Source organism: Halomonas sp., assembly GCF_041689495.1.
Classification (GTDB): Bacteria; Pseudomonadota; Gammaproteobacteria; order Pseudomonadales; family Halomonadaceae; genus Halomonas.
The window spans coordinates 1-22,679 of sequence record NZ_JBDNGD010000142.1 but is presented as its reverse complement, the minus strand read 5'-3'; the positions used below and the strand labels follow the sequence as shown (position 1 = coordinate 22,679).

Below are 22,679 nucleotides of genomic sequence, written 5' to 3'. Positions count from 1 at the left end.
GGGACAGGGACACGCCAATGCAAGTCGTAGGCGCCTCATCTGCATCACGGAACAAGAAAAACGGGAGCCAATCCAGTGCCGGTTTCACGAGCCCCTGTCATGACAGGGGCAAGGAACTGGCTCGAATCGGCTCCCGCGGGGAAGTATCCGCCTACCGACGGCTAGCCATCGGTACCGTCGACCCTCGGGGCTTCCTGCTGCGAATAGATCAATAATGGCTCGCTCTCGCCGGCAATCACCGACGCATCGATCACCACCTTGCTCACTCCCTCCAGGGAGGGAATCTCGTACATGGTGTCGAGCAATACCGACTCGAGGATCGAACGCAGACCACGGGCGCCGGTCTTGCGGGCCATGGCCTTGGTCGCCACAGCACGCAGGGCGTCCTCGCGGAACTCCAGTTTGACGCCTTCCATCTCGAACAGCTTGGCATACTGCTTGATCAGGGAGTTCTTGGGCTCGGTGAGGATCTCGACGAGGGCATCCTCGGAAAGCTCCGTCAGGGTGGCAATGACCGGCAGGCGACCGACGAACTCAGGGATAAGCCCGAACTTGACCAGATCGTCCGGTTCGACATCGACCAGAAGATCGCCCACCCCCTTGGTCTCGTCCTTGGTCTTGACGGTCGCGTTGAAACCGATGCCTCCCTTTTCGGAGCGGTCACGGATCACCTTCTCCAGGCCCGCAAAAGCGCCACCGACGATGAACAGGATTTTGCCCGTGTCGACCTGCAGGAACTCCTGTTGCGGGTGCTTGCGTCCACCCTGGGGCGGAACCGAGGCCGTCGTGCCCTCGATGAGCTTGAGCAGCGCCTGCTGGACGCCCTCCCCCGACACATCACGTGTAATGGAGGGGTTGTCGGACTTGCGAGATATCTTGTCGATCTCATCGATGTAGACGATGCCACGCTGGGCCTTCTCCACATCGTAGTCACACTTCTGCAGCAGCTTCTGGATGATGTTCTCGACATCCTCACCCACATAGCCGGCTTCGGTCAGTGTCGTGGCGTCGGCAATGGTAAAGGGAACATTGAGCAACCGTGCCAGGGTCTCGGCGAGCAGGGTCTTGCCGCTGCCGGTGGGACCGATCAGCAGGATGTTCGACTTGCTGAGTTCGACATCCTCTTCCTTGACACCGGAACGAAGTCGTTTGTAGTGATTGTAGACCGCCACGGACAACACCATCTTGGCGCGATCCTGGCCGATCACATAGTCATCGAGGGTGTGGCGAAGCTCACGGGGAGCGGGCAGGCGCTCCTCGTCGCTCTCGGCATCGGCATCGAGAACCTCCTCGCGAATGATGTCGTTGCATAGATCGACACACTCATCGCAAATATAGACGGACGGACCGGCGATCAGCTTGCGCACCTCGTTCTGGTTCTTGCCACAGAACGAGCAATACAGCAGCTTGCCGCCATCGTCCTTGTCTTTGCCTTTGCCGTCGGCCATTGGCATACCTCATTCAGATTGACGACCCAGCGGTTGGGACGGGGTCGTCGGGTTCTCATCGGGGTCAGCGACCACCGGGAATCATGTCAGGGTGATTTCACGCTATCAGGATGTCGGCCGCTTATCCAGCACAGCATCGATCAGGCCGTATTCCGCCGCCTGATGACCGTTCATGAAGTTATCGCGATCGGTATCCCGTGCGATGGTCTCGATATCCTGACCGGTATGGTGCGCCAGGAGTCCATTGAGCTTGTCGCGAATGCCCAGGATCTCACGTGTATGAATCTCAATGTCGGCCGCCTGGCCCTGATAGCCCCCCAGTGGCTGATGGATCATCATGCGCGAATTCGGCAGGCAATAGCGCTTTCCAGCTGCGCCACCAGCAAGCAGGAAAGCCCCCATGCTGGCCGCCTGACCAATGCATACGGTGGAGACATCCGGCTTGATGAACTGCATGGTGTCATAGATCGACATGCCCGCCGTGACACCCCCTCCAGGCGAATTGATGTAGAGGTGGATATCCTTGTCCGGATTCTCGGATTCCAGGAACAGCAGCTGGGCGACGATCAGGTTGGCCATGTAATCCTCGACCTGCCCCACCAGGAAAATCACGCGCTCCTTGAGCAGACGGGAATAGATATCATAGGCCCGCTCGCCACGTGCGCTCTGCTCGACCACCATCGGGACGAGGCCACCGGCGGCTTGTGTTTCAAACTCGTTGCTCATCTGTGTGATGTCCTTAGATCCGATGAATGAAAGCGAACCCCTCCGCTGCTGCTCTCAAGAGCATGAACGCGCAACGGCAGGCAGCATCCTGTCAGGCGCGGCTTTCTGATTCACCGCTCGCTTCGTCACTCTGCTGTTCGCCCTCTTCCTCGGGAGCCTCTTCCTCTTCTGATTCGGACTGCTTCTGTGCTGCCACCAGCACTTCCTGATAGGTCATTGGCACATCCTTGACGGTAGCCTGCTCGAGCAGCTTGTCGACTCCCTTTTCCTCGAGGATAGCGGACTTTACCTGGGTCTTGAGCTGGTCATTACCCATGTAATACTCGACCACCTGTTCCGGTTCCTGGTACTGCTGAGCAAGTTCTTCTACCTCGGCCCTGATCTCTTCATCGCTGGCATCCAGCTCGTTCGACTTGATCACCTCGGCCAGCAGCAAGCCCACCTGGACCCGGCCCTTCGCCTGTTCTTCGAAGAGCTCATTCGGCAACTGGGAGGCATCGAAATCCTCGCCCAGCCCGAATTGCTGGGCGGCCTGGCGCTTGAGACCGTCAGTTTCCTGCTGGACCAGCGACCGTGGCACGGGAATGTCATTGGCCTTCTTGAGGGCCTCTAGCACCTGCTGCTTGACCTGGTTGTCGACGGCCTGACTGGACTCGCGAACCATGTTCTTCCTGACTTCATCACGGAAGCGGTCGAGATCGCCGTCCTCGACGCCGAACTTGGTGACGAAGTCGGCATCCACCTCGGGCAATGCCTGTGCCTCCACCCCATGGACCTTGACCTTGAAGCTGGCTTCCTGGCCGGCCAGATTCTCGGCCTGGTAGTCGTCGGGGAAGGTGACCTCTATGGCCTTCTCGTCACCGGCCCTGGCGCCAACGAGTTGCGGCTCGAAGCCGGGAATGAAGCTGTTGGAACCCAGAACCAGCTTGTGGTCCTCGGCACTACCGCCCTCGAAGGGCTCGTCGCCAAGGAAACCCTGGAAGTCGAGAGTCACCTGATCACCGTCCTCGGCCGCACGGTCCACTTCCTCCCAGGACGCGTTCTGCTTGCGAAGGGTCTCGACCATCTCATCGACGTCGGCGTCGGATACATCCACCACCGGACGCTCCACCTCGGTGCCCTCGATCCCCTGGAGGTCGATCTCCGGATAGATCTCGAGGGTGGCCGTGAATTCGAGATCCTTGCCGGACTCGTTGACAGTGGCCTCGATCTGCGGATAGCCGGCCGGGTTCAGTGACTCATCCGTGATGGCGCGCACATAGCGCTCACGCATCACTTCACCCACTACCTCGTTGCGGACATCGTGTCCGTAACGCTGGCGGATCACCGACATCGGCACCCGACCCTTGCGAAAACCATCCATGCGGACGTTCTTGGCGGCATCCTTGAGACGGGAGGCGACGGCCTCGTCGATCTCTTCAGCCGGCACCTGGACGGTGATGCGGCGTTCGATCTGGGAGGTCGTATCAACGGAAACTTGCATGAATTGTTCTCTGCCGACTGGGGGCGTTCAGATGTGAATGTCAAAAGGGTCAAGGGCAAGATTCTAAGAACCCCGCCCGGCACTGGCAAGCACCATCCCAGTCAGATGGGGTCAACAGCTGGAAATACAAGGTGAACCACCGGTGAAATCGGCATTTTTCACCCTCACTGGCAAAGGGCATGACGGACATGCAAAGGGGCCCGGCCTCTTGGGGAGACAAGCCATCGAGAGGAAGAGGTCGATGAGGTGATGGGGTGGATGATGGGGATCGAACCCACGACATCCGGAACCACAATCCGGGGCTCTACCACTGAGCTACATCCACCAGATCGAACCACCAGGCGGGTTGTGAACGAAACCGACCGGGACAAGCCAACACGGGTTGGCGCGCCCAGCAGGACTCGAACCTGCAACCTACGGCTTAGAAGGCCGTTGCTCTATCCGATTGAGCTATGGGCGCATTCTATGATACAGGGCTCCTGACCGCAACCCCTTGAATAAAAATGAATTTCAAACAAGGTTTAGTGGTCGGGGTGGAGGGATTCGAACCCCCGACATCCTGCTCCCAAAGCAGGCGCGCTACCAGGCTGCGCTACACCCCGCCTGTCAAGCACGGCCCTGACGGCGCCGCAAAGGCCTCGCCAAGCGATGCGTATTCTACGGGACTTTGCCCGGGGGTCAAGGGCAAAGGCTGCCATGCCGGGACAGCGGCACTTTGCCTCGGAGCCCCATCATGCGAAAATCAGCGGCCTCTTTGCCAAGCGGCTGCCATAGGGACACTGCTCCATTCACCAGCACCGCACGAGGACACTCGATGACCGCCCAATTGATCGATGGCAAGGCCATCGCCGCAAGAGTCCGTGACAAGGTCGCTCGCAAGGTGCTGGCACGCCGTGAGGCCGGCTCTCGTCAGCCCGGACTCGCCGTCGTCCTGGTCGGTGAGGAGCCCGCCTCTGCCGTCTATGTTCGCAACAAGTCTCGTGCCTGCGAGCAGGTAGGTATCGCATCGCACCAGTATCCACTGCCAAAGGAAACCGACCAGTCAGCGCTGGAATCCCTGATCGACGACCTGAACGCCGATCCCGGCATAGACGGCATTCTCGTACAGCTCCCCCTGCCTCCTCACCTGGACAGTCGTCGGATCCTCGAGCACATCCTGCCGCACAAGGATGTCGACGGCTTTCACCCCTACAATCTCGGCCGTCTCGCCCAGCGCCTGCCAGTCCTTCGCCCCTGCACTCCCATGGGCGTGATGACACTCCTGGATGAATGTCATCTCGACGTCCGCGGCCTGAACGCCACCGTGGTGGGCGCGTCCAATATCGTCGGGCGGCCCATGGCACTGGAACTGATGCTGGCCGGTTGCACGACCACAGTCTGTCATCGCTTCACCCGTGACCTCGAATCCCATGTACGGCGTGCCGAACTGCTTGTGGTGGCAGTGGGAAAACCGGGTCTGGTGAAAGGGGAATGGGTACGTGAGGGTGCCATCGTCATCGACGTGGGGATCAATCGCGAGGACGACGGACGCCTGGTAGGTGACCTGGAATTCATCCCCGCCGCGGAGCGAGCCGCCTGGATCACCCCGGTTCCCGGCGGCGTTGGGCCCATGACGGTCGCCTCGCTGATGGAGAACACCCTGGTGGCGGCGGAACTGCACGATGCGATGGAGGTCAACGCTCAGCTCGCCTGATCAGAGCGAAAGGCAAGGCCCAGGGAGCAGATTCCATGTCGACATGCCCGACCAGCCGAGAACGAGGTTCGCCCCGGACTATCGGTTTCCCGCCCAACTCCACGATCTCCAGAAGGCCATGGCCTGGCTGCATGAGAAGTCGGACGAGTGGCGAGTGGATACCGACCGCATCGTCGGCGTGGGATATTCCTCCGGCGCCCACCTGGTCAGCCTGCTGGCGCTGCTGGGGGCGGAGGGACCGCTGGCCAGCCCACACGGAGGCGAGCATACACGTCTTGCCGCCGTCCTCGCCGGCGGCATCCCCAGTGACCTCTTCAAGTTCCCGGACGGGAGGCTAGTCGTGGACTTCATCGGCGGCACCCGAGCCGAACGCCCGGAAGAGTACAAGCTGGCGTCTCCCGCTCGCCAGGTCACGGCGGACGCCCCGCCCTTCTTCCTTTTCCACGGGACCTGGGACCGGCTGGTGCCGGTGAACCATGCCAGGGATTTCTACGCGACACTGCAGGAGAAGGGCGTGAAGAGTGAACTCTACCTGCAGCACCTGCGGGGCACTTCACCAGTTTCCTGACTCGGGGAAGCGCCATGGACGCCGGGATCGCCTTTCTCGATCGACAGGTTTCTAGGCGCCAGGCGCCTTGAGCTTCCACCCAAGCGTCTCTCCGGCCATCAGCGGGACGATGCGTTGACCGGCTGCATAGGGCAGCGACTCCGGAAGGGTCCAGGGCTCCCGCACCAGGCTGACGGTGTCAGCATTTCGCGGCAGGCCGTAGAAATCCGGCCCGTGATGGCTGGCGAAGCCTTCCAGGCGATCCAGGGCGCCGGCCTGCTCGAAGGCGGTGGCATAGAGCTCGATGGCTGCCGGCGCCGTGTAGGCACCGGCACAACCACATGCCGATTCCTTGTCGCCACGGGCATGGGGGGCGCTGTCGGTGCCCAGGAAGAACTTGCCATTGCCGGAGGTGGCCGCTGCCAGCAGCGCCTCGCGATGTCGCTCCCGCTTGAGGATCGGCAGACAATAATAATGGGGGCGGATGCCTCCCACCAGCATCCGGTTACGGTTGAACAGCAGGTGATGCGCCGTGATGGTGGCACCGATACTGGCCGGCGCCGCAGTCACGAACTCGACCGCCTCGGCGGTGGTGATATGCTCGAAGACCACCCTGAGGTCGGGATGACGATCGAGTAGCGGCTTCATGACCCGTTCGATGAACACCGCCTCGCAATCGAAGATATCGATATCGGCGCTGGTGACTTCCCCATGCACCAGCAGCGGCATGCCCAGCCGGGCCATGGCCGAAATGGTCTCGTCGCAGAGCGCCAGATCCGTGACGCCCGAGGCGGAATTGGTCGTGGCGCCAGCAGGATAGAGCTTCACCGCCTGCACGAGGCCGCTGGCCATGGCGCGATCTATCTCATCAGCAGGCGTCCTGTCGGTAAGATAGAGTGTCATCAAGGGTTCGAAATGACTCTCGTCGGGGAGGGCCGCAAGGATCCGTTCATGATAGGCCAGCGCCTGTTCGGTGGTGGTCACGGGCGGTGTCAGGTTCGGCATGATGATGGCTCGACCCATCTGGCGAGCACTGGCGGAAACCACGGCCTCCAGGGCCTCATCATCGCGCAGGTGCAGGTGCCAGTCGTCCGGGCGTGTCAGTGTCATGGTGTTCAAGGGAGCATCCTGTATCGTCGGTTAGGCGAAGGCAGCCATTATACTTCAGCAGGAAAAGGCATCGCCGACCGAATTCCCGTATCATGCGGCCCTAGCAAGCCAAGGGGACAACATGCCGAAGGTGCGTCACTATGCCGATCTTGCCGCGACCCTGGCCGGGCTCATGTGGCTGGCCGTCTTCTGGTCGATCAGCATATCTGCCCGTCTCGGCAGTCTCGAACCTACCCTGGCAGCGCTGCTCGGACTGGGCACCTTGATCCTGGTCAGCTTCGTGCATCGCCCTTTCCGCGTGCTTCTGCGTCGCTATCATGTACGCAAGCGGCGTACCGAGATGTGGATGCACATCCTCGCTCTGCCCCTGACTCTCGCCTTCCTGATCGGTCTGTTCATCGAGATCATCTTCACGCCACCCAGCGGCGAGCAGAAGATGCTGCTGTTCAACATCCTGGCAACTGCCGGCTGGGGGGTTTTCGTCCTGACGCTGCTCTCCAAGTGGGTCATGCATCGGTTCTCATCACGACAACAGCGAGCTACCTGACGCCTCGATACCGGGGATCAGAATCGATCCGCGCGGAAGGGATGCATGTCGATGGCGGTTGGCTCACCCTCGATCATCTCGGCCAGCAGCTTGCCCGTGGCGGGGCCCACGGTGAAGCCCTGGTGGCCATGGCCGAAGGCACACCAGAGCCCGGGCAGGCCGGGAGCAGGACCAATCACCGGCTTCATGTCCGGCGTGCAGGGTCGAGCACCCTTCCAGGGCTCGGGGTCGAGCCGTTCACCCAGCGGGAAGAGTTGCCTTGCCACCTTTTCGGCAGCCTCCAGTTGACCGTGGCGCGCGCTGGCCTCACGTGGGGCCAACTCGGCGCCCGTCGTCAGGCGGATACCAGCACGCATCGGCGCCAACAGATACCCGACTTCGGCATCCATCACCCAGTGCCCGAGTCGCGCCGCGTCGGTAGAGCCGTAGTGCATGTGGTAGCCACGCATCACGAACAACGGCATGGAGATGCCCTGCCGAGCCAGCCAGTCCCCCGACCAGGGGCCCAGGGCCATGACCAGATCTGGGGCCTCCATGGTTCCCTGGTCGGTTGTGACACGCCAGCCCTCTTTGGAGCGCGCAAGATCACGGATTTCGGCATGCATCAGCTCCCCACCTTCGGACTCGAAGGCCGCGGCATAGGCCTGGACCAGGGCACCAGGATCGTCAACCGTCCAAGGATCCTGCCAGTGGATCGCCCCGGCCAGATCTCCCGTCAAGTGGGGTTCCGCTTCGTGCAAGGCACTGGCATCGAGTAGGCGATGGCTGACACCGAAACGTTCGGCGTTCTCCTCGGCCTCGCGCTTGCGCCGAGCGAACCCTTCCTCACCACGATAGAGTTCCAGCCAGCCTTCCTTACGCACCAGGGACTGGGCCCCGGCCGCTTCGATCATCTGGCCATGGGTATCGAGGGACTGCATGATCAGGGAGGCATATTCCGGCACGATGCGGGCATAGCGTCTGGATGAGGAATTATGCCAATAACCCAGCAGGGAGCGAGTCGCCTGGATGACGCCACCGACGCGGTAGCGAATATCCACCGCCTGGTTGGGCAGGACCCGCAGCAGGGTGGCGAGATCCCGCGGGAAGGGATAAGGCCTCACCGCCTCACGCTGGATAATCCCGGCATTACCGAAGGAGGTCTCCCGTCCCGGGTCCCGGCGATCCACCAGTACCACCGAGTGACCGCGGCGAGCCAGATGCCAGGCGATCGAGACGCCCACCATGCCGGCGCCGAGAACGATGATCTCGCGAGTCATTCGTCACCTCCCTGTCATCAGGCATACGCCATTGGAAAAGAACGAAAGGCGCCGCTGACCGAGGAGACGCCTGACACTGATTCATTCTATGGGGTCGGATCAGGCCAGTCGATCCAGCGTCTGTGCCACCGCATCGAAGAGTCGCTCCAGTTCTTCGGGTGTCGAGGCGAAGGGCGGCCCGAACTGCAGGGTATCGCCTCCATAGCGGACATAGAAGCCCGCTTCCCAGAGCGCCAGATGCGCATCACGCGGCCGGATGGTGGGATCACCATCCCGCGGTGACAGCTGGATGGCACCGGCCAATCCGTAGTTGCGTATATCCAGCACATGGTGGCGCCCATTGAGGGCATGCAGCTTATCCTCGAATGCTGGAGCGATAGCACGTACCTGGGCAGGAAAGTCCTCGCGCTCGAGCAGGTCGAGTGTCGCCAGGGCGGCCGCACAGGCCACGGGGTGGGCACTGTAGGTGTAGCCATGAGAAAACTCGATGGCATGTTGCGGCCCACCGGCGTGCATGAATGTATCGAAAATCTCGCATGAGGCAATCACGGCCCCCATGGGCACGGCACCGTTGGTCAACTGTTTGGCCACGTTCATGATGTCCGGTGTGACGCCGAAGGCCTCGGCACCGGTCATGGCACCGCTGCGTCCAAAGGCAGTGATCACCTCGTCGAAGATCAGCAGGATGTCGTGGGCATCGCAGATCTCGCGCAGCCGCTGCAGGTAGCGGAGCGGCGGCACGATCACCCCGGCGGAACCCGACATGGGCTCGACGATCACCGCAGCGATATTGGAGGCGTCGTGCAGAGCAATCTGGTCAAGCAGAGCCTCGGCCAGCTCAACCCCGGTTTCGGCCTGGCCGCGAGTGAAGGCGAGGTGGGGCTGCAGGGTATGCGGCAGGTGGGTGACGTCCAGGAGTTGGCCATAGTGTTTTCGGTTGCCGCCGATCCCGCCGAGGCTGGTCCCGCCGACATTGACACCGTGATAGCCCTTGGCACGCCCTATCAGTCGGGTCTTCTCCGGCCGTCCCTTGAGTCGCCAGTAGGCCCTGGCCATCTTGACCGCGGTATCGGCGGCGTCGGAGCCGGAGTTGGTGAAAAAGACGTGCTCGAGCCCAGCGGGCATGAGGTTGGCCACCCTCTCGGACAACCGGAAAGCCAGAGGATGGCCGAGCTGGAAGCCGGGGGCAAAATCCAGGGTACCCAGCTGAGCCGCCACCGCTTGCTGGATCTCGACGCGGTTGTGCCCTGCACCGCATGTCCAGAGGCCCGACAATGAATCGAAGAGGCGTCGCCCCTTGTCATCGATGAAGTAACGCCCCTCGGCAGCTACGATGTTCCTCGGGTTGACGCGGAAGTCGCGATTGGCACTGAAGGGCATCCAGTAGTGATGATTGATCAGCCCAGGCGACGCGCCTGCCTCTCCTTGCCGAACAGCGCTCACTGGCTCATGCAGTGACTGTGGATCTGTCCCCAGCATCGACTTCGTCCCCCGAGTTCATGTCATATCCGAACATCATGGCCTGAATTCATGCTTGATAAAAGGATAAAAGAAGACGCCACTTTACCTTCTGGTAAGGTCAACTGTCCACGGCCTGACTGTCCCGGGCCTGGAGCTTGGTCCGAATGAAGTCGGAGTGACTGATGTGGAGAAGATCCGACAGGCGACGAATGCGATGTTCTTCCAGAGGGTGATGCTCGCCATCGGCCAGCGCCAGCATCCACATCAACCGCACCAGTTCACAGCGCTGCTCGTATGCATAATGCTCCTTGATCAGGCTCACGAACTGATAGTGATCAACCGCCGAGTCCGCCTCTTCCCGAGCCAGTTCCATGAGTTCGTCGAGGGCATCTTCCGTCAGCGCGAAACGCCATTTCAGCTGAGCACGGAGCAATTGCATCTCGCGTTCGTCGTACTGGTAGTCGGCACGGACCACCTCGCAGAGCAGCGCCGCCGTCGCCAGCTCCAGGGTAGGCTCGGAACCACTTGACGCATCGGGATCGGCTAACGCCTGCTGGAAGAAACGTTGCAACTTCGCGATCATGTCAATCTCCATTGGAATTCATGGGTGAGACTCACCCGAGTTGCCAGGGTTCAGGCGTCACTGGATCACCACGGTCAATTCCACGATCAAGGACGGATGCCTCATGCTCGTATCCTGCTTGATGATGACCCGGACTCAAGGAAGCTGACAGAAGCTGACCGATGTCCATGGCACATGAACGAACAATTCCCCTCGATGTTCTCAAACTCGGCCTGTTGATCACCGTCGATAGTGACAGCATGCCGCTGAGGATCTCGAGACCTATCGACCACACTTGACTGGGAGTTTGCGATGCCCCGTTTCCCCGACCACCTGAACGGCGACGGCCCCACCAACCCTTTCCCAGGCGTTCGCGTGCTGGAACGCCGGCTGGGTCGCAAGATCCCCCATCAGTTGGGCTCGAACGAGGGGCTGGACATGCCCCACCGTGCCCTGCGCGAGCACTTCGGCGATGCCATGACCGACCATGTCTACAGCTACGGCGACGCCGAGGCCCTGGGTATCCGCCAGCGGCTTCACGATCAGCAAGGCATCCCGCTGGACGCCTTGCTGGTCGACGCCGGCGCCGACAGCCTGATCGCGCTGGCCCTGCGCACCGTGGCCGAGCCGGGGCGCGCAGTGATCGGCACCGCCGGCACCTATCCCACCTTCGGCTACTTTGCCCGGGGTCAGGGCTGCCGGCTGGTCGAGGTGCCCTACGAGGAGGCACCCGGCCGACTGGCACCGGACCTCGACGCCCTGGCCCGCGCCGCCCATGACGAGAACGCCCGTCTGGTCTATCTGGCCAACCCCGACAATCCCAGCGGCCACCTGCACGACAACGAAGCCATCCGCCGCCTGCGCCGCGCGCTCCCCGAGGACTGCTGGCTGCTACTCGACGAGGCCTACCACGACTTCCGGGAGGATGCCGACACTCCCTTCGCCCGGGAGGTGCTGCCCGGGGTGATGCGCCTGCGCACCCTCTCCAAGGCCCATGGCCTGGCCGGTTTGCGCATCGGCTATGCCATCGCCGAACCCGAAACCCTGGCGATGATGATGAAGGTACGCATCCACTACGCGGTCTCGACCCTGACCCAGGCCGCCGCCGAAGTGGTGCTGGATTACCCCGACGAGGTGCGTGCTCACGTGGCCGCGGTGCGGGAGCGTCGCGAACACCTGGCCACACACTTCCGAAAATTGGGCGCCGACGTGCTTCCCAGCGCCACCAACTTCGTTGGCATCCGGCTGCCGAACGCTGATCTGGCCGGCCGGATACACAAGACGCTGCTCGACGAGGGCAAACTGATCGCCCGCCCCGCTCACCCGGACCTTGGCCATGTGCTGCGCATCACCGCCGTGGAGGACGCCCTGGTCCCCGGACGACTGAAGATTCTCGAGGAGGCGCTTCAATGACCTGCCCCGAAATAGCCGCATAAGACAGATGCCGAGAGGGGTTCGCTAAGCTATACATGACCTAGCAGGCTGTCGGGTGCTATTGGCATGAGCGGTGAAACACCACGCTGAGGTTGTTGGCGGGCATGGCCACCACCCGCTCGAGGCCGAGGCCGCACCGCTCGGCCTCGGCCGTCACTGCCTCAAGGTCACGGATGCCCCAGCGCGGGTCACGGGTCCGGAGGTCCGCATCGAAGGCCGCATTGGTGGGTGACGTATGGCGACCTTCCCGCCTGAACGGCCCATATAGGTAGAGCACTCCACCGGACACCAGAGAGGCTCCGGCCCCCGCCATCAGCGTCTCGGTGACCGCCCAGGCCGAGATATGCAGCAGGTTGATCGCCACCAAGGCATCGAAGGGCTCCGCCGGCCAGTTGCCGGTCACATCCAGCCGCAGGGGCTCGCGCAGGTTGGTCAGGCCCGCGGCTTCGCGCCAGGCGGCGATGGAGGCCAGCGCTCGGGGATGAGGGTCGCTGGGCTGCCAGGTCCAACCGGGCCTTGCGCCGGCAAGATGCACGGCGTGCTCGCCGCTGCCGCTGGCTACCTCCAGCACCCGGGCACGTTCGGGCAGTACCTGCTCAAGGACCTCGAGGATCGGCTGTCGATTGCGAGCCGCGGCGGGGCTCTGCAGGCGTGTGTCGTTCATGGTGCTCCTAATGGCTGACGCGGCGGGAGGTGGCTACTTCCTGCCCCGGGGCTTGCGGGACGGGCCACCGGCCTTCGGGCGGCCCCCTTTCGCCGGCTTGGCCCCCGGCTTCTGGGATCTGGACGCCTTGCCGGCCGACACCGGCTTGGCGCTGTGGGCCTTGCCAGTCGCGTCCTTGCCGCCCGCCTTGTGCCTGGCTGTCTTCCCGGTGGCGGGCTTGCCGCCCTCGCCACGGCGAGGGGTGCCGCGCTTCTGAGACCCTGGCTTGCCGGTGCCGACCTTGGCGACCTTGCCGCCCTGGCGACGTGCCGACCGACGGCCGGTGCCCTCGGCCTCGGAGGCGGAGTGCTCCGTCAGGGAGAGGATCGTCGCCACCTCTTTTGCCGTCAGGTCACGCCAGTCCCCAGGGGCCAGCCCCTTGAGCGACACATTCATGATGCGTATCCGCTCGAGCTTCACGACGTCGTAGCCGAACACCTCGCACATGCGGCGGATCTGGCGGTTCAGCCCCTGCACCAGGGTGATGTTGAAGACGAACCGGGACTCCTTGACCACACGGCACTTGCGGGTAACCTCCCCGAGAATCGGCACACCCCCGCCCATACCGGCGATGAAGTCATCAGTGATCGGCTTGTTGACGGTGACACGATACTCCTTCTCGTGATGGTTGCTCGCCCGCAGGATGCGGTTGACCAGGTCGCCGTTGTTGGTCAGGAAAATCAGCCCCTGGGAATCCTTGTCCAGGCGACCGATGGGAAAGATCCGCGCGCCGTGCTTGACGAAGTCAACGATATTGGCCTTCTCGCCGGGCTCCGTGGTGCTGACGATGCCCACCGGCTTGTTGAGCGCGATGAAAACCAGGTCCTCTGCTTCCAGCGCCAGGGGCTCGACGACCCGGCCGTTGACCTTGACCACACTGCCCGGGAACACTTGATCACCGCGGCTGGCTCTCCTGCCGTCGATATGGACGTTGCCTTGTTCGATGTACCGATCCGCCTCCCGTCGGGAGCAGAGCCCGCTTTCACTGATGTATTTATTGATGCGCGTAGAAGGCGTCAGGGACATGAGGTCACTACCAGCAAAGTGAGTGGGTCTGCTGCGTTCGGGCGACAGCCGTAGCCAAGTGTATCGATTTCATGAGGACTTGCACCCCGGCTTGCCCTGGATCACTGCAGTGCAACATGCTATGTGGTACTCCTTGGGTTCTTGACCTCGCGGAGGAAAAGGATGACCGACCACCCCCTGAACGAACCCGTCGACTGGCACGCCCTCTCGACGGAAGAGGCCATAAAGCGCCTCGAGAGCCGCGCCGAAGGGCTTGACAGCGCGGAGGCCGAGCGCCGGCTGGCCGACCACGGCCCGAACCAGCTGCAGCAGGCCCGGGGCCGGCCTGCCTGGAAGCGCCTGCTGGAGCAATTCAACAACATCCTGATACTGATCCTGCTGGCCGCTGCCGCGGCGAGCCTCGGCCTCGGCCATACCCTGGACGCCATCGCCATCTCCGGCGTAGTACTGATCATCGCGCTGATCGGCTTCATCCAGGAGGGCAAGGCCGAGCAAGCCCTCAACAGCATCCGCAACATGCTCTCGCCCCGGGCCCAGGTAGTGCGCGATGGTCGGCGATGCGAGATCCCGGCCGAACAGCTGGTGCCCGGTGACATCGTGCTGGTGGAGAGTGGCGACCGGGTGCCCGCCGACCTGCGTCTACTCGAGGCGAAGCGGCTGCGCGACGAGGAGGCGGCGCTGACCGGGGAGTCCACCCCGGTGGACAAGGCGGTCACCGCCGTGGCGGAGGCAACCGACCTGGCCGAGCGTGCCTGCATGGCCTACGCCGGTACCCTAGTGGTCCAGGGCAACGCCCGGGGGCTGGTGGTAGAGACCGGCGAGCACACCGAGATCGGCCGCATCTCCGAGCTGCTGCGCGGGGTCGAGACGCTCAGGACGCCCTTGCTGCAGCAGCTCGACCGCGCCGGGCGGGTGCTGGCGATCTTCATCATGGCGGCGGCGGTACTCACCGCGGCCTTCGGCGTGCTGGTCCATGGCCCGACAGAGCGCCATCATCCGCCGCCTGCCCGCGGTGGAGACCCTGGGCTCGATCTCCACCATCTTCTCCGACAAGACCGGCACGCTGACGCGTAACGAGATGACCGCCCGTGCGGTCTGCCTGCACGAGGGCGAAGTCCGTATCGATGGCACGGGCTTCGCGCCCGAAGGCGCGTTCCATCGAGTGCGCGATGGCGAGCCGCTCGAAGAGCCCCTCGACCTCGACGACCACCCTGCCCTGCGCCACTTCCTGAAGGTCGGCGTGCTGTGCAACAACGCCGAGCTCGCCCGGAACGAGGGCCGCTGGCAGATCCACGGCGACCCTACCGAGGGCGCCCTGGTGGTAGCCGCCGCCAAGGCCGGCCTCGAGGCCGGCGAACTGCGCGGTAACCACGACCGTCATGACGCCATCCCCTTCGAGTCCGAACGCAAGTACATGGCCACCCTCCACGAGATGGACGGCGAGGCGTACCTGCTGGTCAAGGGCGCACCGGACCGGCTGCTGGAGATGTGCCACCGGGTACGCACCGCGTCGGGTGAGGCCGACCTCGATCCCGGCGAATGGGAGGCGCACATCCATGCCCTCTCCGAACGTGGCCTGCGGGTGCTGGCCCTTGCCGAGAAGCGCGCCGACGGCATCACCGACCTGAACGACGAGAATGCCGAAGATGGCCTGGTGCTGCTGGGCCTGGTGGGTCTGCTCGACCCGCCCCGGGACGAGGCCATCGAGGCGGTGAAGGACTGCCTCACGGCAGGCATCCGTCCGGTGATGGTGACCGGCGACCATGCCATCACCGCCCGGGCCATCGCGAAGCAGCTGGGCTTCAAGCACACCGAGCGGGCGATCACCGGACGGGAGATCGAGGCCATGTCGGACGCCGAGCTCGAAGAGGTCATCCTCGACGTGGATGTCTATGCCCGCGCCTCCCCCGAGCACAAGCTGCGCCTGGTCACCGCCATGCAGGCGCGAGGCGGCATCTGTGCCATGACGGGTGACGGGGTCAACGATGGTCCGGCGCTGAAACGCGCCGACGTGGGCGTGGCCATGGGCATCCAGGGCACCGAGGCCGCCAAGGAGGCCGCCGAGATGGTGCTCGCCGACGACAACTTCGCCACCATCGTTCGCGCCATCCGCGAGGGCCGCAAGGTCTACGACAACATCCGCAAGACCATCACCTTCCTGCTGCCCACCAACGGCGCCCAGGGCCTGGCGATCATGATCGCCGTGCTGACCGGCAGCCTGCTCCCGGTCACTCCGCTGCAGGCACTGTGGGTCAACATGGTAGTGGCGGTGACCCTGGGCATGGCACTCGCCTTCGAGGCCGGCGAGCGTGACCTGATGCGTCGTCGCCCCCGGGACTCCACTGCACCACTGCTCGACCTCTTCCTGCTGTGGCGGGTGGTGTTCGTCTCGGTGCTGCTGCTGCTCGGGGTGTTCGGGGTCTTCTCGTGGATCTTCAACGGCCAGGACGCCAACATCGAGCTGGCCCGCTCCGGTGCGGTCAACATGCTGGTCACCGGCTGCGCGGCCTACCTGATCAACAGCCGTTACCTGACCAGCGGCTCGCTCTCCCTGGAGGGGCTGTTCGGCAGCCGCCCGGTGTGGATCGCCATCGCCCTGGTGATGGCCCTGCAACTCGCGTGGACCTACCTGCCCTTCATGCAACTGGTGTTCGGCAGCACCGCCCTGGGGCTCGGCCACTGGGCGGCGATCCTGGCCGTCAGAGTGGCGATCTTCCTGGTGATAGAACTGGAGAAATGGGTGCTGCGCCGCTTCCATGGCCGACATGACGCGATCGAAGACGCCAGCGAGGACCGGAAGGACCGCGCCGAGGCCCGCTGAGGCTGATGCGCCAGCCGGTCTGAGAATGAGCTAGCAGGCTGTCGGATTTGACCGATCGTCGCGAGAAATACGGATTTCGAGCCAAGTTTATCGATCTGATGAGGCGGATAGCGCGCTATCCGTGGGCGGCGGCTGCTGCCCGGTCCTGGTCGCGGCAGCTCGGAGGGAGCGGAATCGTCACTCGTTCAGAGCTCCTGCTCGGTGCGGTCGGTGGACCAGTTGGTGTGGAAGCTGCCCTCCCGGTCGGTGCGACGGTAGGTGTGCGCACCGAAGTAGTCGCGCAGTTCCTGCAACAGGGCGGCGGGCAGCCGCTCCCGGCGGGCGGTGTCGTAGTACCCGAGTGCCTCGGCGAACCCGGTGACGGGGATCCCGGCGGTCGTAGCGTGGACAACCGCCCGGCGCCAGCCGTCCTGAGCCTCTCCGAGTTCGGTCACGAGACCGGGGTCGACCAGCAGGCTCGGCAGCCCACCGCCGGCGTAGACCTGGCGGATCCGTTCGAGCAGCCGTGCCCGGATGATGCAGCCACCGCGCCAGATCCGTGCCACGGCACCGAGGTCGACGTCCCACCCGAACGTGTCCGAGGCGGTCTGGATCATGTCGAGACCCTGGGCGTAGGCCACCACCTTGGAGGCCCACAGGGCCTGGCGCACGTCGTCGATCAACCCCTCGACGTCGTCCACCTCACCGCCATCGGGGCCGCGCAGGGTGCCGGCTGCGGCCGTGCGCAGCGACTCGTGGCCGGAGGTGGAGCGAGCGAACACCGACGCGGCGATCGTGCCGACCGGGACGCCGAGCTCGAGAGCGATCTGGACCGTCCAGCGGCCGGTCCCCTTCTGCTCGGTGGCATCGGCGACGACCTCCACCAGCGGCCGGCCGGTTGCGGCGTCGACGTGGTCGAGGACCTCGGCCGTGATCTCGATCAGGTACGAGTCGAGGTCGCCGGTGTTCCAGTCACGGAAGACCTGGGCGATGCGTGGCGCGTCCAACCCGGCGGCCACCAGGATGTCGTACGCCTCCGCGATGAACTGCATGTCGGCGTACTCGATGCCGTTGTGCACCATCTTCACGAAGTGACCCGCACCGTCGGGACCGATGTAGGTGGCGCAGGGCTCACCGTCGACCTTCGCGGCGATGTCCTCGAGCAGGGGACCGAGGGCCTCGTAGGCCTCTGGGGACCCGCCCGGCATGATGCTCGGGCCGTTGAGTGCCCCCTCCTCCCCACCGGAGATGCCCGCACCGACGAAGTGCAGCCCGGCGTCCTTGAGCGCCGCCTCACGGCGGCGGGTGTCCTCGTAATGGGCGTTGCCGCCGTCGACGACGATGTCGCCCTCCTCGAGCAGCGGCACCAGTGAGTCGATCACCGCGTCGGTGGGGCCGCCGGCCTGGACCATGGAGATGATGCGCCGGGGCGTCGACAGGCTCGCGACCAGTTCCTTCAGCGTCGGTGCGGCGACAAAGGTGCCTTCGTCGCCGTGGTTGTCGAGGAGCGCATCGATCCGCCCGGTCGAACGGTTGTGGACCGCGACGACGTGTCCGTGTCGGGCGAGGTTCCGGGCGAGGTTGCTGCCCATCACGGCGAGGCCGATGACGCCGACATCGGCGACGGGCTGGGAGGTGGGCTCGGTCATCGTGATCGCTCCTGGTAGGTGGGGTCGGTGGTGGGTGAGGTCCGGTCGATCACGCGGTCGGCTCTGGTGCGGCCGCCGCCGCGCCGCCGATCGCCTGGACGACCTTTCTCGTGAAGGAGAACACGGCGTCGGTGGTGCCCTCGGTACGCACGCTGGTCTGCCACTCGCCGTACTCGATGGTGCCGGCCTCACGGGCCCACATCAGGGTGTTGACGATGGCCAGCGCTGCGCCGATTAACGAATCAAATCGAATGAAATTGGCCGGAAACCCGGGTTTCGCAGTAGATAAGCGTCAAGTCCGACAGCCTGCTAACCCCGTCGCTTGGTACTCGCGGTCGCCTCGGCGGAGAAAGGATCCTCCGGCCAGGGGTGTTTGGGGTAGCGGCCGCGCATCTCGCGGCGCACCTCCGGGTAGCCGTTGGCCCAGAAGCTGGCGAGATCGCCGGTGACCTGCAGCGGACGACGCGCCGGGGAAAGCAGGTGCAGCAGCACCGGTGCACGCCCCTCGGCCACGCGCGGCGATGCCTGCCAACCGAAACACTCCTGCAACTTGACCGCCAGCACCGGCGGCTTGCCCTCCAGGCAGGGACGATAGTCCAGACGATGGCTCGAGCCACTGGGCACCGCCAGGCGCGGCGGCGCCAGCTCCTCGAGACGCGAGCGTAGCGGCCAGTCCAGTGAATCCAGCAGAATGCGCGCCAGCGGCAGCTTCTCCACCGCCTCGAGGCGGCTCACGCCGTCCAGGTAGGGCGCGAGCCAATGCTCCAGAGTCGCGAGCAGTGCCGACAGCGACCAGTCCGGCCATGCCTGACCCAGCTCACTATTCAGCTCACTATTCAGCTCACTACGCAGCAGCGCCACCCGACCGCGAAGCTGCTCGGCGTCGTCATCGAAGGGCAGCCGTTCACGACGCCGCAGGGCCGCCAGCAGCGCCGAGCGCACCGCCTCCGGCGGCAGCTGGCCAAGCGGGCGGCGCTCGAGCACTACGGCGTCGAGTCCTCTCACCTGCTCGCCGATCATCCGGCCCTGGGCGTCGGACCACTCGAGGCTCGCCCGCCACTCGCGGGTCTGCGGGTAGAGCGCTTCCAGGCGTTCCGGGTCGAGGGCCACGGCACGAAAGATACGGGCGCCACTCGCCTCGCCGTCGAGCTCGGCGGCCACCAGCAGTGGCACATGGGCCAAGGGATGTGCCTCGGGCAGCGTGGCCAGGGTCCCACCCGCCAGGCGGAAGCGTCCGGGTTCGATACGCTGCCCGATGCGCTCGGGGTAGGCCAGCGCCAGCAGCTCGCCCAGCGGCGCCAGGCTCGCCACTTCCAGGCCATCGCCGGCGATCCGGGCGAGGCGTCGGGCCTCCTGATGCCACTGGCGATGATCCCGGGGCGAGGCCAGCCGCGACGCCAGCGCACGCTCCAGGTCGCGCTCCTGATCGAGATCACGCCCCTCCAGGGCGGCCACCAGGGCGCAGGCCAGCGGCCTGGCATCGAGAGCGACAGCGCGTTCCATCATCACCGCCAGGCGGGGATGGGTCGGCCAGCGCACGCAGCTGCTTCCCAACGCGGTGAGATGGAAGTCCGAATCCAGTACGCCGAGACGGATCAGCAGATCACGCCCGGCCGCCAGGGGTGCGTCGGGAGGGGACGTCACCCAGGCCAGACGGTCCGGGTCGATGATGCCCCAGCGGGCCAGTTCGAAGGCCAGCGGCGCCAGGTCTGCCTGGCGGATCTCCGGCTCGCCGTGGGGGATCAGCGGTTGCTCCTCGGCCCACAGCCGGACGCAGCGCCCCGGGCCCTGGCGACCGGCACGCCCACGGCGCTGGTCGGCGCTGGCCCGGTTGACCCGTCGGGTCTCCAGCCGGGTCAGCCCGGTACGCGGCTGGAAGACCGGCACCCGCTCCTGGCCCGCGTCGATCACCAGCCGCACGCCGTCCACGGTCACGCTGGACTCGGCGATGGCGGTAGCCAGCACCACCCGCCGCCGGCCCTCGGGGTCCGGTCTCAGGGCGCGCCGCTGGGCCTCAAGCGGCAGACGACCATGCAGCTCCATGATGACGAGCCGTGGGGCCCTAGCCGCCAGCTCGCGGGCCAGGCGGCGAATCTCGCCCACCCCGGGCAGGATCACCAGGGCGTCGCCCGCCTCAATGTCGGCCAGCGCCTCGAGCACCGCCGCGGCCTGCTGGCGGGCACTATCGACACGGCTTTTCAGAGAGCGATAGGTGGTCTCGACAGGAAAGCTGCGCCCCGGGCAGTCGATCACCGGGGTGTCGTCGCCCAGCGCGTCGAGCAGGGCCTCGACGTCCAGGGTCGCCGACATCACCAGCAGGCGCAGGTCGTCACGCAGGCCCTGCTGGGCATCGAGGGCCAGGGCGAGCCCCAGGTCGGCCTCCAGGCTGCGCTCGTGGAACTCATCGAAGATCACGCCCGAGACACCCTCGAGCATGGGGTCCTCCTGGAGCATGCGGGTCAGCACGCCCTGAGTGACCACCTCGAGGCGGGTGGCCGCCCCGACCCGGCTCTCGCCGCGCATCCGGTAGCCCACCGTCTCGCCTACCTTCTCCCCGAGACTCTCTGCCATGAAACCGGCCGCCAGACGCGCTGCCACCCGGCGCGGCTCCAGCAACAACAGCCGGCCATCCCGACACCATGCCTCATCGAGAAGCACCAGGGGCACCCGCGTGGTCTTGCCGGCACCGGGTTCGGCCACAAGCAGTGCTCGGGTATGACTGGCAAGGGTCTCACGGATGGCGAGAAGGCGGGAATCGACCGGAAGGGGTGTCATCGGATCAGGCATGGCGGGGTCTGATGCCACAGCCCTTCAGGATCACCCGTGTGAGGAAAGCGGTGATCTCCTCGACGTCGGAATCGGAGAGTTCGTCACGGCCGGTGATGCCCAGCACCTGGGCCTCGAAGTCGGCGTAGTGCTGGGTGGAAGACCAGATCAGGAAGATCAGCAAGATCGGGTCGACTGGATCCATCAGGCCGCGCTCTGCCCACTCCCGAAACACCGCGGCACGGCTCTGCACCCAGTCGCGCAGCTCGCCGCTCAGGTACTCCTGCAGGAAGGGGGCACCCCCGAGAATCTCGGCGGCGAACAGCCGCGAGCCCTCCGGATGGCGCCGGGACAGCTGCATCTTGCTGCGGATGAAGGCCTCGAGGACTTCCGCGGGGTCATCCTCCACCGAGATATCATCGAGCAGCGCGTTCCAGCGCTCCATCATTCGCTCGAGCAAACGCACATAGAGGCCACGTTTGCTGCCCATGTAGTAGAGCACATTTGACTTGGGCAGACCGGCCCGATCGGCGATGGCCTGGAGACTTGCGCCGCGATAACCATAAAGAGCGAAGACCCGCTCGGCCGCAGCCAGGATCGCCTGCTCGTTGTGCTGGCGAATCATGCCATTGGCCTCACTCTTCTCCTTCGCCCCCGGCTCCTTCGCCCCCTGCCCGGAGGGCGCATTGACCTCTGTCATCGACAACCTCAGTGCACCATGGCGGGTCGAAGCCAAGGATAGTGCCCCACCCCTTTGCAGGGTGCAAATCGACTTGCCAGACGCTACGACATGGACCATTCTGAATATGCCATGACCATTTGGTCAGCTTCTGACGATAGCATAGATACAAGATATCAACAGAGACAAGACGATGATCGACTTCCTGCTCAACGGTCAGCCTCGCCACTGCGAAGCCTCGCCCGACACCAGCGTGCTCGAGCTGCTTCGCGAGTCCCTCGGCCTGACCGGCACCAAGGAGGGCTGCGCCTCCGGCGACTGCGGCGCCTGTACCGTGGCCATCGGCGAGCCGGGCACCTCCGGCGAGCTCGTCTACCATAGCGCCAACGCCTGCATCACGCCCGCACACCAACTCCAGGGCAGGGCACTGGTCACCGTGGAAGGCCTCGCACAGGGAGAGGCCCTGCATCCCGCCCAGGCCGCCATGGTCGAGTGCCACGGAAGTCAATGCGGCTTCTGTACGCCGGGCATCGTGATGTCACTCTTTACCCTCCATGAAGCACAGCAGCAGGCGCCTTCGCCGCTCACCCCCCAATGTCTGGAGGCCGCCCTGGGCGGCAACCTATGCCGCTGCACCGGCTATCGTCCGATCCGCAATGCCGCCCTCTCCATGCACGAGCATCCCCATCAGCGACCGGTGTGGCTGGACGCCGCCGCCTCCGTCACGAGCAGGACGAGACTCGCAGAGGATGCCTCCTTCGCCCAGCCGATAACCCTCGCCGAGCT

General features: G+C 64.6%; 19 protein-coding genes, 3 tRNA genes and 1 pseudogene. 7 read left to right on the top strand and 16 right to left on the bottom strand.

Going from position 1 to position 22,679, the window contains the following annotated elements; genetic code table 11:
* Positions 1-161: 161 nt before the first annotated feature.
* From clpX to ACESMD_RS04900, 6 genes are all read right to left on the bottom strand, one after another.
* Positions 162-1,448 carry an ATP-dependent Clp protease ATP-binding subunit ClpX gene (clpX, locus tag ACESMD_RS04925; protein WP_372610881.1) on the bottom strand — a complete coding sequence of 429 codons (1,287 nt, stop codon included), beginning with the start codon at positions 1,446-1,448 and terminating at the stop codon, positions 162-164.
* 105 nt (positions 1,449-1,553) lie between these two features.
* On the bottom strand, positions 1,554-2,174 hold the full coding sequence (clpP, locus tag ACESMD_RS04920; RefSeq protein ID WP_372610879.1) for an ATP-dependent Clp endopeptidase proteolytic subunit ClpP: 621 nt from the start codon (positions 2,172-2,174) through the stop codon (positions 1,554-1,556).
* Positions 2,175-2,265: 91 nt separating this feature from the next.
* Positions 2,266-3,657: a trigger factor gene (tig, locus tag ACESMD_RS04915; RefSeq protein ID WP_372610877.1), complete on the bottom strand. Its 1,392-nt coding sequence runs from the start codon at positions 3,655-3,657 to the stop codon at positions 2,266-2,268.
* 250 nt (positions 3,658-3,907) lie between these two features.
* Positions 3,908-3,982 (bottom strand) — tRNA-His (locus ACESMD_RS04910).
* 58 nt (positions 3,983-4,040) lie between these two features.
* Positions 4,041-4,117: transfer RNA gene (locus ACESMD_RS04905), tRNA-Arg, on the bottom strand.
* A 65-nt stretch (positions 4,118-4,182) separates the two neighbouring features.
* A tRNA-Pro gene (locus tag ACESMD_RS04900) sits at positions 4,183-4,259 on the bottom strand.
* A gap of 212 nt (positions 4,260-4,471) precedes the next feature.
* Between ACESMD_RS04900 and folD the strand changes: the two genes are divergently transcribed.
* Both folD and ACESMD_RS04890 read left to right on the top strand, forming a co-directional pair.
* Complete coding sequence (folD, locus tag ACESMD_RS04895; RefSeq protein ID WP_372610875.1) at positions 4,472-5,350, top strand: bifunctional methylenetetrahydrofolate dehydrogenase/methenyltetrahydrofolate cyclohydrolase FolD; 879 nt, start codon at positions 4,472-4,474, stop codon at positions 5,348-5,350.
* A 64-nt stretch (positions 5,351-5,414) separates the two neighbouring features.
* A pseudogene (locus ACESMD_RS04890) lies at positions 5,415-5,989 on the top strand (prolyl oligopeptidase family serine peptidase); the annotation flags it as partial.
* On the opposite strand, the gene pyrC reads toward ACESMD_RS04890, so the two are convergent.
* Positions 5,970-7,016: a dihydroorotase gene (pyrC, locus tag ACESMD_RS04885; protein WP_372610873.1), complete on the bottom strand. Its 1,047-nt coding sequence runs from the start codon at positions 7,014-7,016 to the stop codon at positions 5,970-5,972. The pseudogene ACESMD_RS04890 and the gene pyrC sit on opposite strands and share 20 nt — an antisense overlap.
* Positions 7,017-7,128: 112 nt before the next feature.
* Here pyrC and ACESMD_RS04880 point away from each other — a divergent pair, with 112 nt between their 5' ends.
* Positions 7,129-7,554, top strand: coding sequence for a hypothetical protein (locus tag ACESMD_RS04880; RefSeq protein WP_372610871.1), 426 nt, complete (start codon positions 7,129-7,131; stop codon positions 7,552-7,554).
* Between the two features lie 17 nt (positions 7,555-7,571).
* Here the strand turns inward: ACESMD_RS04880 and ACESMD_RS04875 are convergent, their stop codons facing one another.
* From ACESMD_RS04875 to ACESMD_RS04865, 3 genes are all read right to left on the bottom strand, one after another.
* Positions 7,572-8,813, bottom strand: coding sequence for an NAD(P)/FAD-dependent oxidoreductase (locus tag ACESMD_RS04875; RefSeq protein WP_372610869.1), 1,242 nt, complete (start codon positions 8,811-8,813; stop codon positions 7,572-7,574).
* Between the two features lie 99 nt (positions 8,814-8,912).
* Complete coding sequence (locus ACESMD_RS04870) at positions 8,913-10,193, bottom strand: aminotransferase class III-fold pyridoxal phosphate-dependent enzyme (protein WP_372610897.1); 1,281 nt, start codon at positions 10,191-10,193, stop codon at positions 8,913-8,915.
* Between the two features lie 199 nt (positions 10,194-10,392).
* Positions 10,393-10,857 carry a TerB family tellurite resistance protein gene (locus tag ACESMD_RS04865; RefSeq protein WP_372610867.1) on the bottom strand — a complete coding sequence of 155 codons (465 nt, stop codon included), beginning with the start codon at positions 10,855-10,857 and terminating at the stop codon, positions 10,393-10,395.
* 291 nt (positions 10,858-11,148) lie between these two features.
* On the opposite strand from ACESMD_RS04865, the gene ACESMD_RS04860 reads away from it, so the two are divergent.
* Entirely contained in the window at positions 11,149-12,249 is a 1,101-nt protein-coding gene (locus ACESMD_RS04860) for a histidinol-phosphate transaminase (RefSeq protein ID WP_372610865.1), read from the top strand.
* A gap of 79 nt (positions 12,250-12,328) precedes the next feature.
* On the opposite strand, the gene ACESMD_RS04855 is transcribed toward ACESMD_RS04860, so the two are convergent.
* Positions 12,329-12,934: a DUF938 domain-containing protein gene (locus ACESMD_RS04855; protein ID WP_372610863.1), complete on the bottom strand. Its 606-nt coding sequence runs from the start codon at positions 12,932-12,934 to the stop codon at positions 12,329-12,331.
* 33 nt (positions 12,935-12,967) lie between these two features.
* Entirely contained in the window at positions 12,968-13,999 is a 1,032-nt protein-coding gene (gene rluF, locus ACESMD_RS04850) for a 23S rRNA pseudouridine(2604) synthase RluF (RefSeq protein ID WP_372610861.1), read from the bottom strand.
* Positions 14,000-14,161: 162 nt separating this feature from the next.
* On the opposite strand from rluF, the gene ACESMD_RS04845 reads away from it, so the two are divergent.
* Together ACESMD_RS04845 and ACESMD_RS04840 are read left to right on the top strand one after the other, a co-directional pair.
* On the top strand, positions 14,162-15,073 hold the full coding sequence (locus ACESMD_RS04845; RefSeq protein WP_372610859.1) for an HAD-IC family P-type ATPase: 912 nt from the start codon (positions 14,162-14,164) through the stop codon (positions 15,071-15,073).
* Positions 14,973-16,820 carry an HAD-IC family P-type ATPase gene (locus ACESMD_RS04840; RefSeq protein WP_372610857.1) on the top strand — a complete coding sequence of 616 codons (1,848 nt, stop codon included), beginning with the start codon at positions 14,973-14,975 and terminating at the stop codon, positions 16,818-16,820. The genes ACESMD_RS04845 and ACESMD_RS04840 overlap by 101 nt, the downstream gene beginning before the upstream one ends.
* A 185-nt stretch (positions 16,821-17,005) precedes the next feature.
* Here ACESMD_RS04840 and gndA read toward each other — a convergent pair whose 3' ends face one another.
* Genes gndA through ACESMD_RS04820 form a run of 4 tightly spaced genes read right to left on the bottom strand, consistent with a single transcriptional unit; the run spans position 17,006 to position 21,839 of the window.
* Positions 17,006-18,448 carry an NADP-dependent phosphogluconate dehydrogenase gene (gene gndA, locus ACESMD_RS04835; RefSeq protein WP_372610855.1) on the bottom strand — a complete coding sequence of 481 codons (1,443 nt, stop codon included), beginning with the start codon at positions 18,446-18,448 and terminating at the stop codon, positions 17,006-17,008.
* Positions 18,449-18,497: 49 nt separating this feature from the next.
* Complete coding sequence (locus ACESMD_RS04830) at positions 18,498-18,701, bottom strand: MFS transporter (protein ID WP_372610895.1); 204 nt, start codon at positions 18,699-18,701, stop codon at positions 18,498-18,500.
* 56 nt (positions 18,702-18,757) lie between these two features.
* The gene (hrpB, locus tag ACESMD_RS04825) at positions 18,758-21,223 is read right to left on the bottom strand and encodes an ATP-dependent helicase HrpB (protein WP_372610853.1); all 2,466 of its coding nucleotides are present in this window, start codon (positions 21,221-21,223) and stop codon (positions 18,758-18,760) included.
* Between the two features lie 4 nt (positions 21,224-21,227).
* Complete coding sequence (locus ACESMD_RS04820; RefSeq protein WP_372610893.1) at positions 21,228-21,839, bottom strand: TetR/AcrR family transcriptional regulator; 612 nt, start codon at positions 21,837-21,839, stop codon at positions 21,228-21,230.
* A gap of 247 nt (positions 21,840-22,086) precedes the next feature.
* Here ACESMD_RS04820 and ACESMD_RS04815 point away from each other — a divergent pair.
* Positions 22,087-22,679 (top strand): 2Fe-2S iron-sulfur cluster-binding protein (locus ACESMD_RS04815; protein WP_372610851.1); only part of this gene is annotated, 593 nt, incomplete at its 3' end.

Bases quoted from the DNA above. Each gene is read 5' to 3' on its own strand.
- ACESMD_RS04840 (WP_372610857.1), top strand. From the start codon at position 14,973: ATGGCCCGACAGAGCGCCATCATCCGCCGCCTGCCCGCGGTGGAGACC.
- gndA (WP_372610855.1), bottom strand. From the start codon at position 18,448: ATGACCGAGCCCACCTCCCAGCCCGTCGCCGATGTCGGCGTCATCGGC.
- rluF (WP_372610861.1), bottom strand. From the start codon at position 13,999: ATGTCCCTGACGCCTTCTACGCGCATCAATAAATACATCAGTGAAAGC.
- ACESMD_RS04845 (WP_372610859.1), top strand. From the start codon at position 14,162: ATGACCGACCACCCCCTGAACGAACCCGTCGACTGGCACGCCCTCTCG.
- ACESMD_RS04875 (WP_372610869.1), bottom strand. From the start codon at position 8,813: ATGACTCGCGAGATCATCGTTCTCGGCGCCGGCATGGTGGGCGTCTCG.
- ACESMD_RS04880 (WP_372610871.1), top strand. From the start codon at position 7,129: ATGCCGAAGGTGCGTCACTATGCCGATCTTGCCGCGACCCTGGCCGGG.
- ACESMD_RS04855 (WP_372610863.1), bottom strand. From the start codon at position 12,934: ATGAACGACACACGCCTGCAGAGCCCCGCCGCGGCTCGCAATCGACAG.
- clpP (WP_372610879.1), bottom strand. From the start codon at position 2,174: ATGAGCAACGAGTTTGAAACACAAGCCGCCGGTGGCCTCGTCCCGATG.
- clpX (WP_372610881.1), bottom strand. From the start codon at position 1,448: ATGGCCGACGGCAAAGGCAAAGACAAGGACGATGGCGGCAAGCTGCTG.
- ACESMD_RS04865 (WP_372610867.1), bottom strand. From the start codon at position 10,857: ATGATCGCGAAGTTGCAACGTTTCTTCCAGCAGGCGTTAGCCGATCCC.
- tig (WP_372610877.1), bottom strand. From the start codon at position 3,657: ATGCAAGTTTCCGTTGATACGACCTCCCAGATCGAACGCCGCATCACC.
- ACESMD_RS04870 (WP_372610897.1), bottom strand. From the start codon at position 10,193: ATGCCCTTCAGTGCCAATCGCGACTTCCGCGTCAACCCGAGGAACATC.
- folD (WP_372610875.1), top strand. From the start codon at position 4,472: ATGACCGCCCAATTGATCGATGGCAAGGCCATCGCCGCAAGAGTCCGT.
- ACESMD_RS04820 (WP_372610893.1), bottom strand. From the start codon at position 21,839: ATGATTCGCCAGCACAACGAGCAGGCGATCCTGGCTGCGGCCGAGCGG.
- ACESMD_RS04860 (WP_372610865.1), top strand. From the start codon at position 11,149: ATGCCCCGTTTCCCCGACCACCTGAACGGCGACGGCCCCACCAACCCT.
- hrpB (WP_372610853.1), bottom strand. From the start codon at position 21,223: ATGACACCCCTTCCGGTCGATTCCCGCCTTCTCGCCATCCGTGAGACC.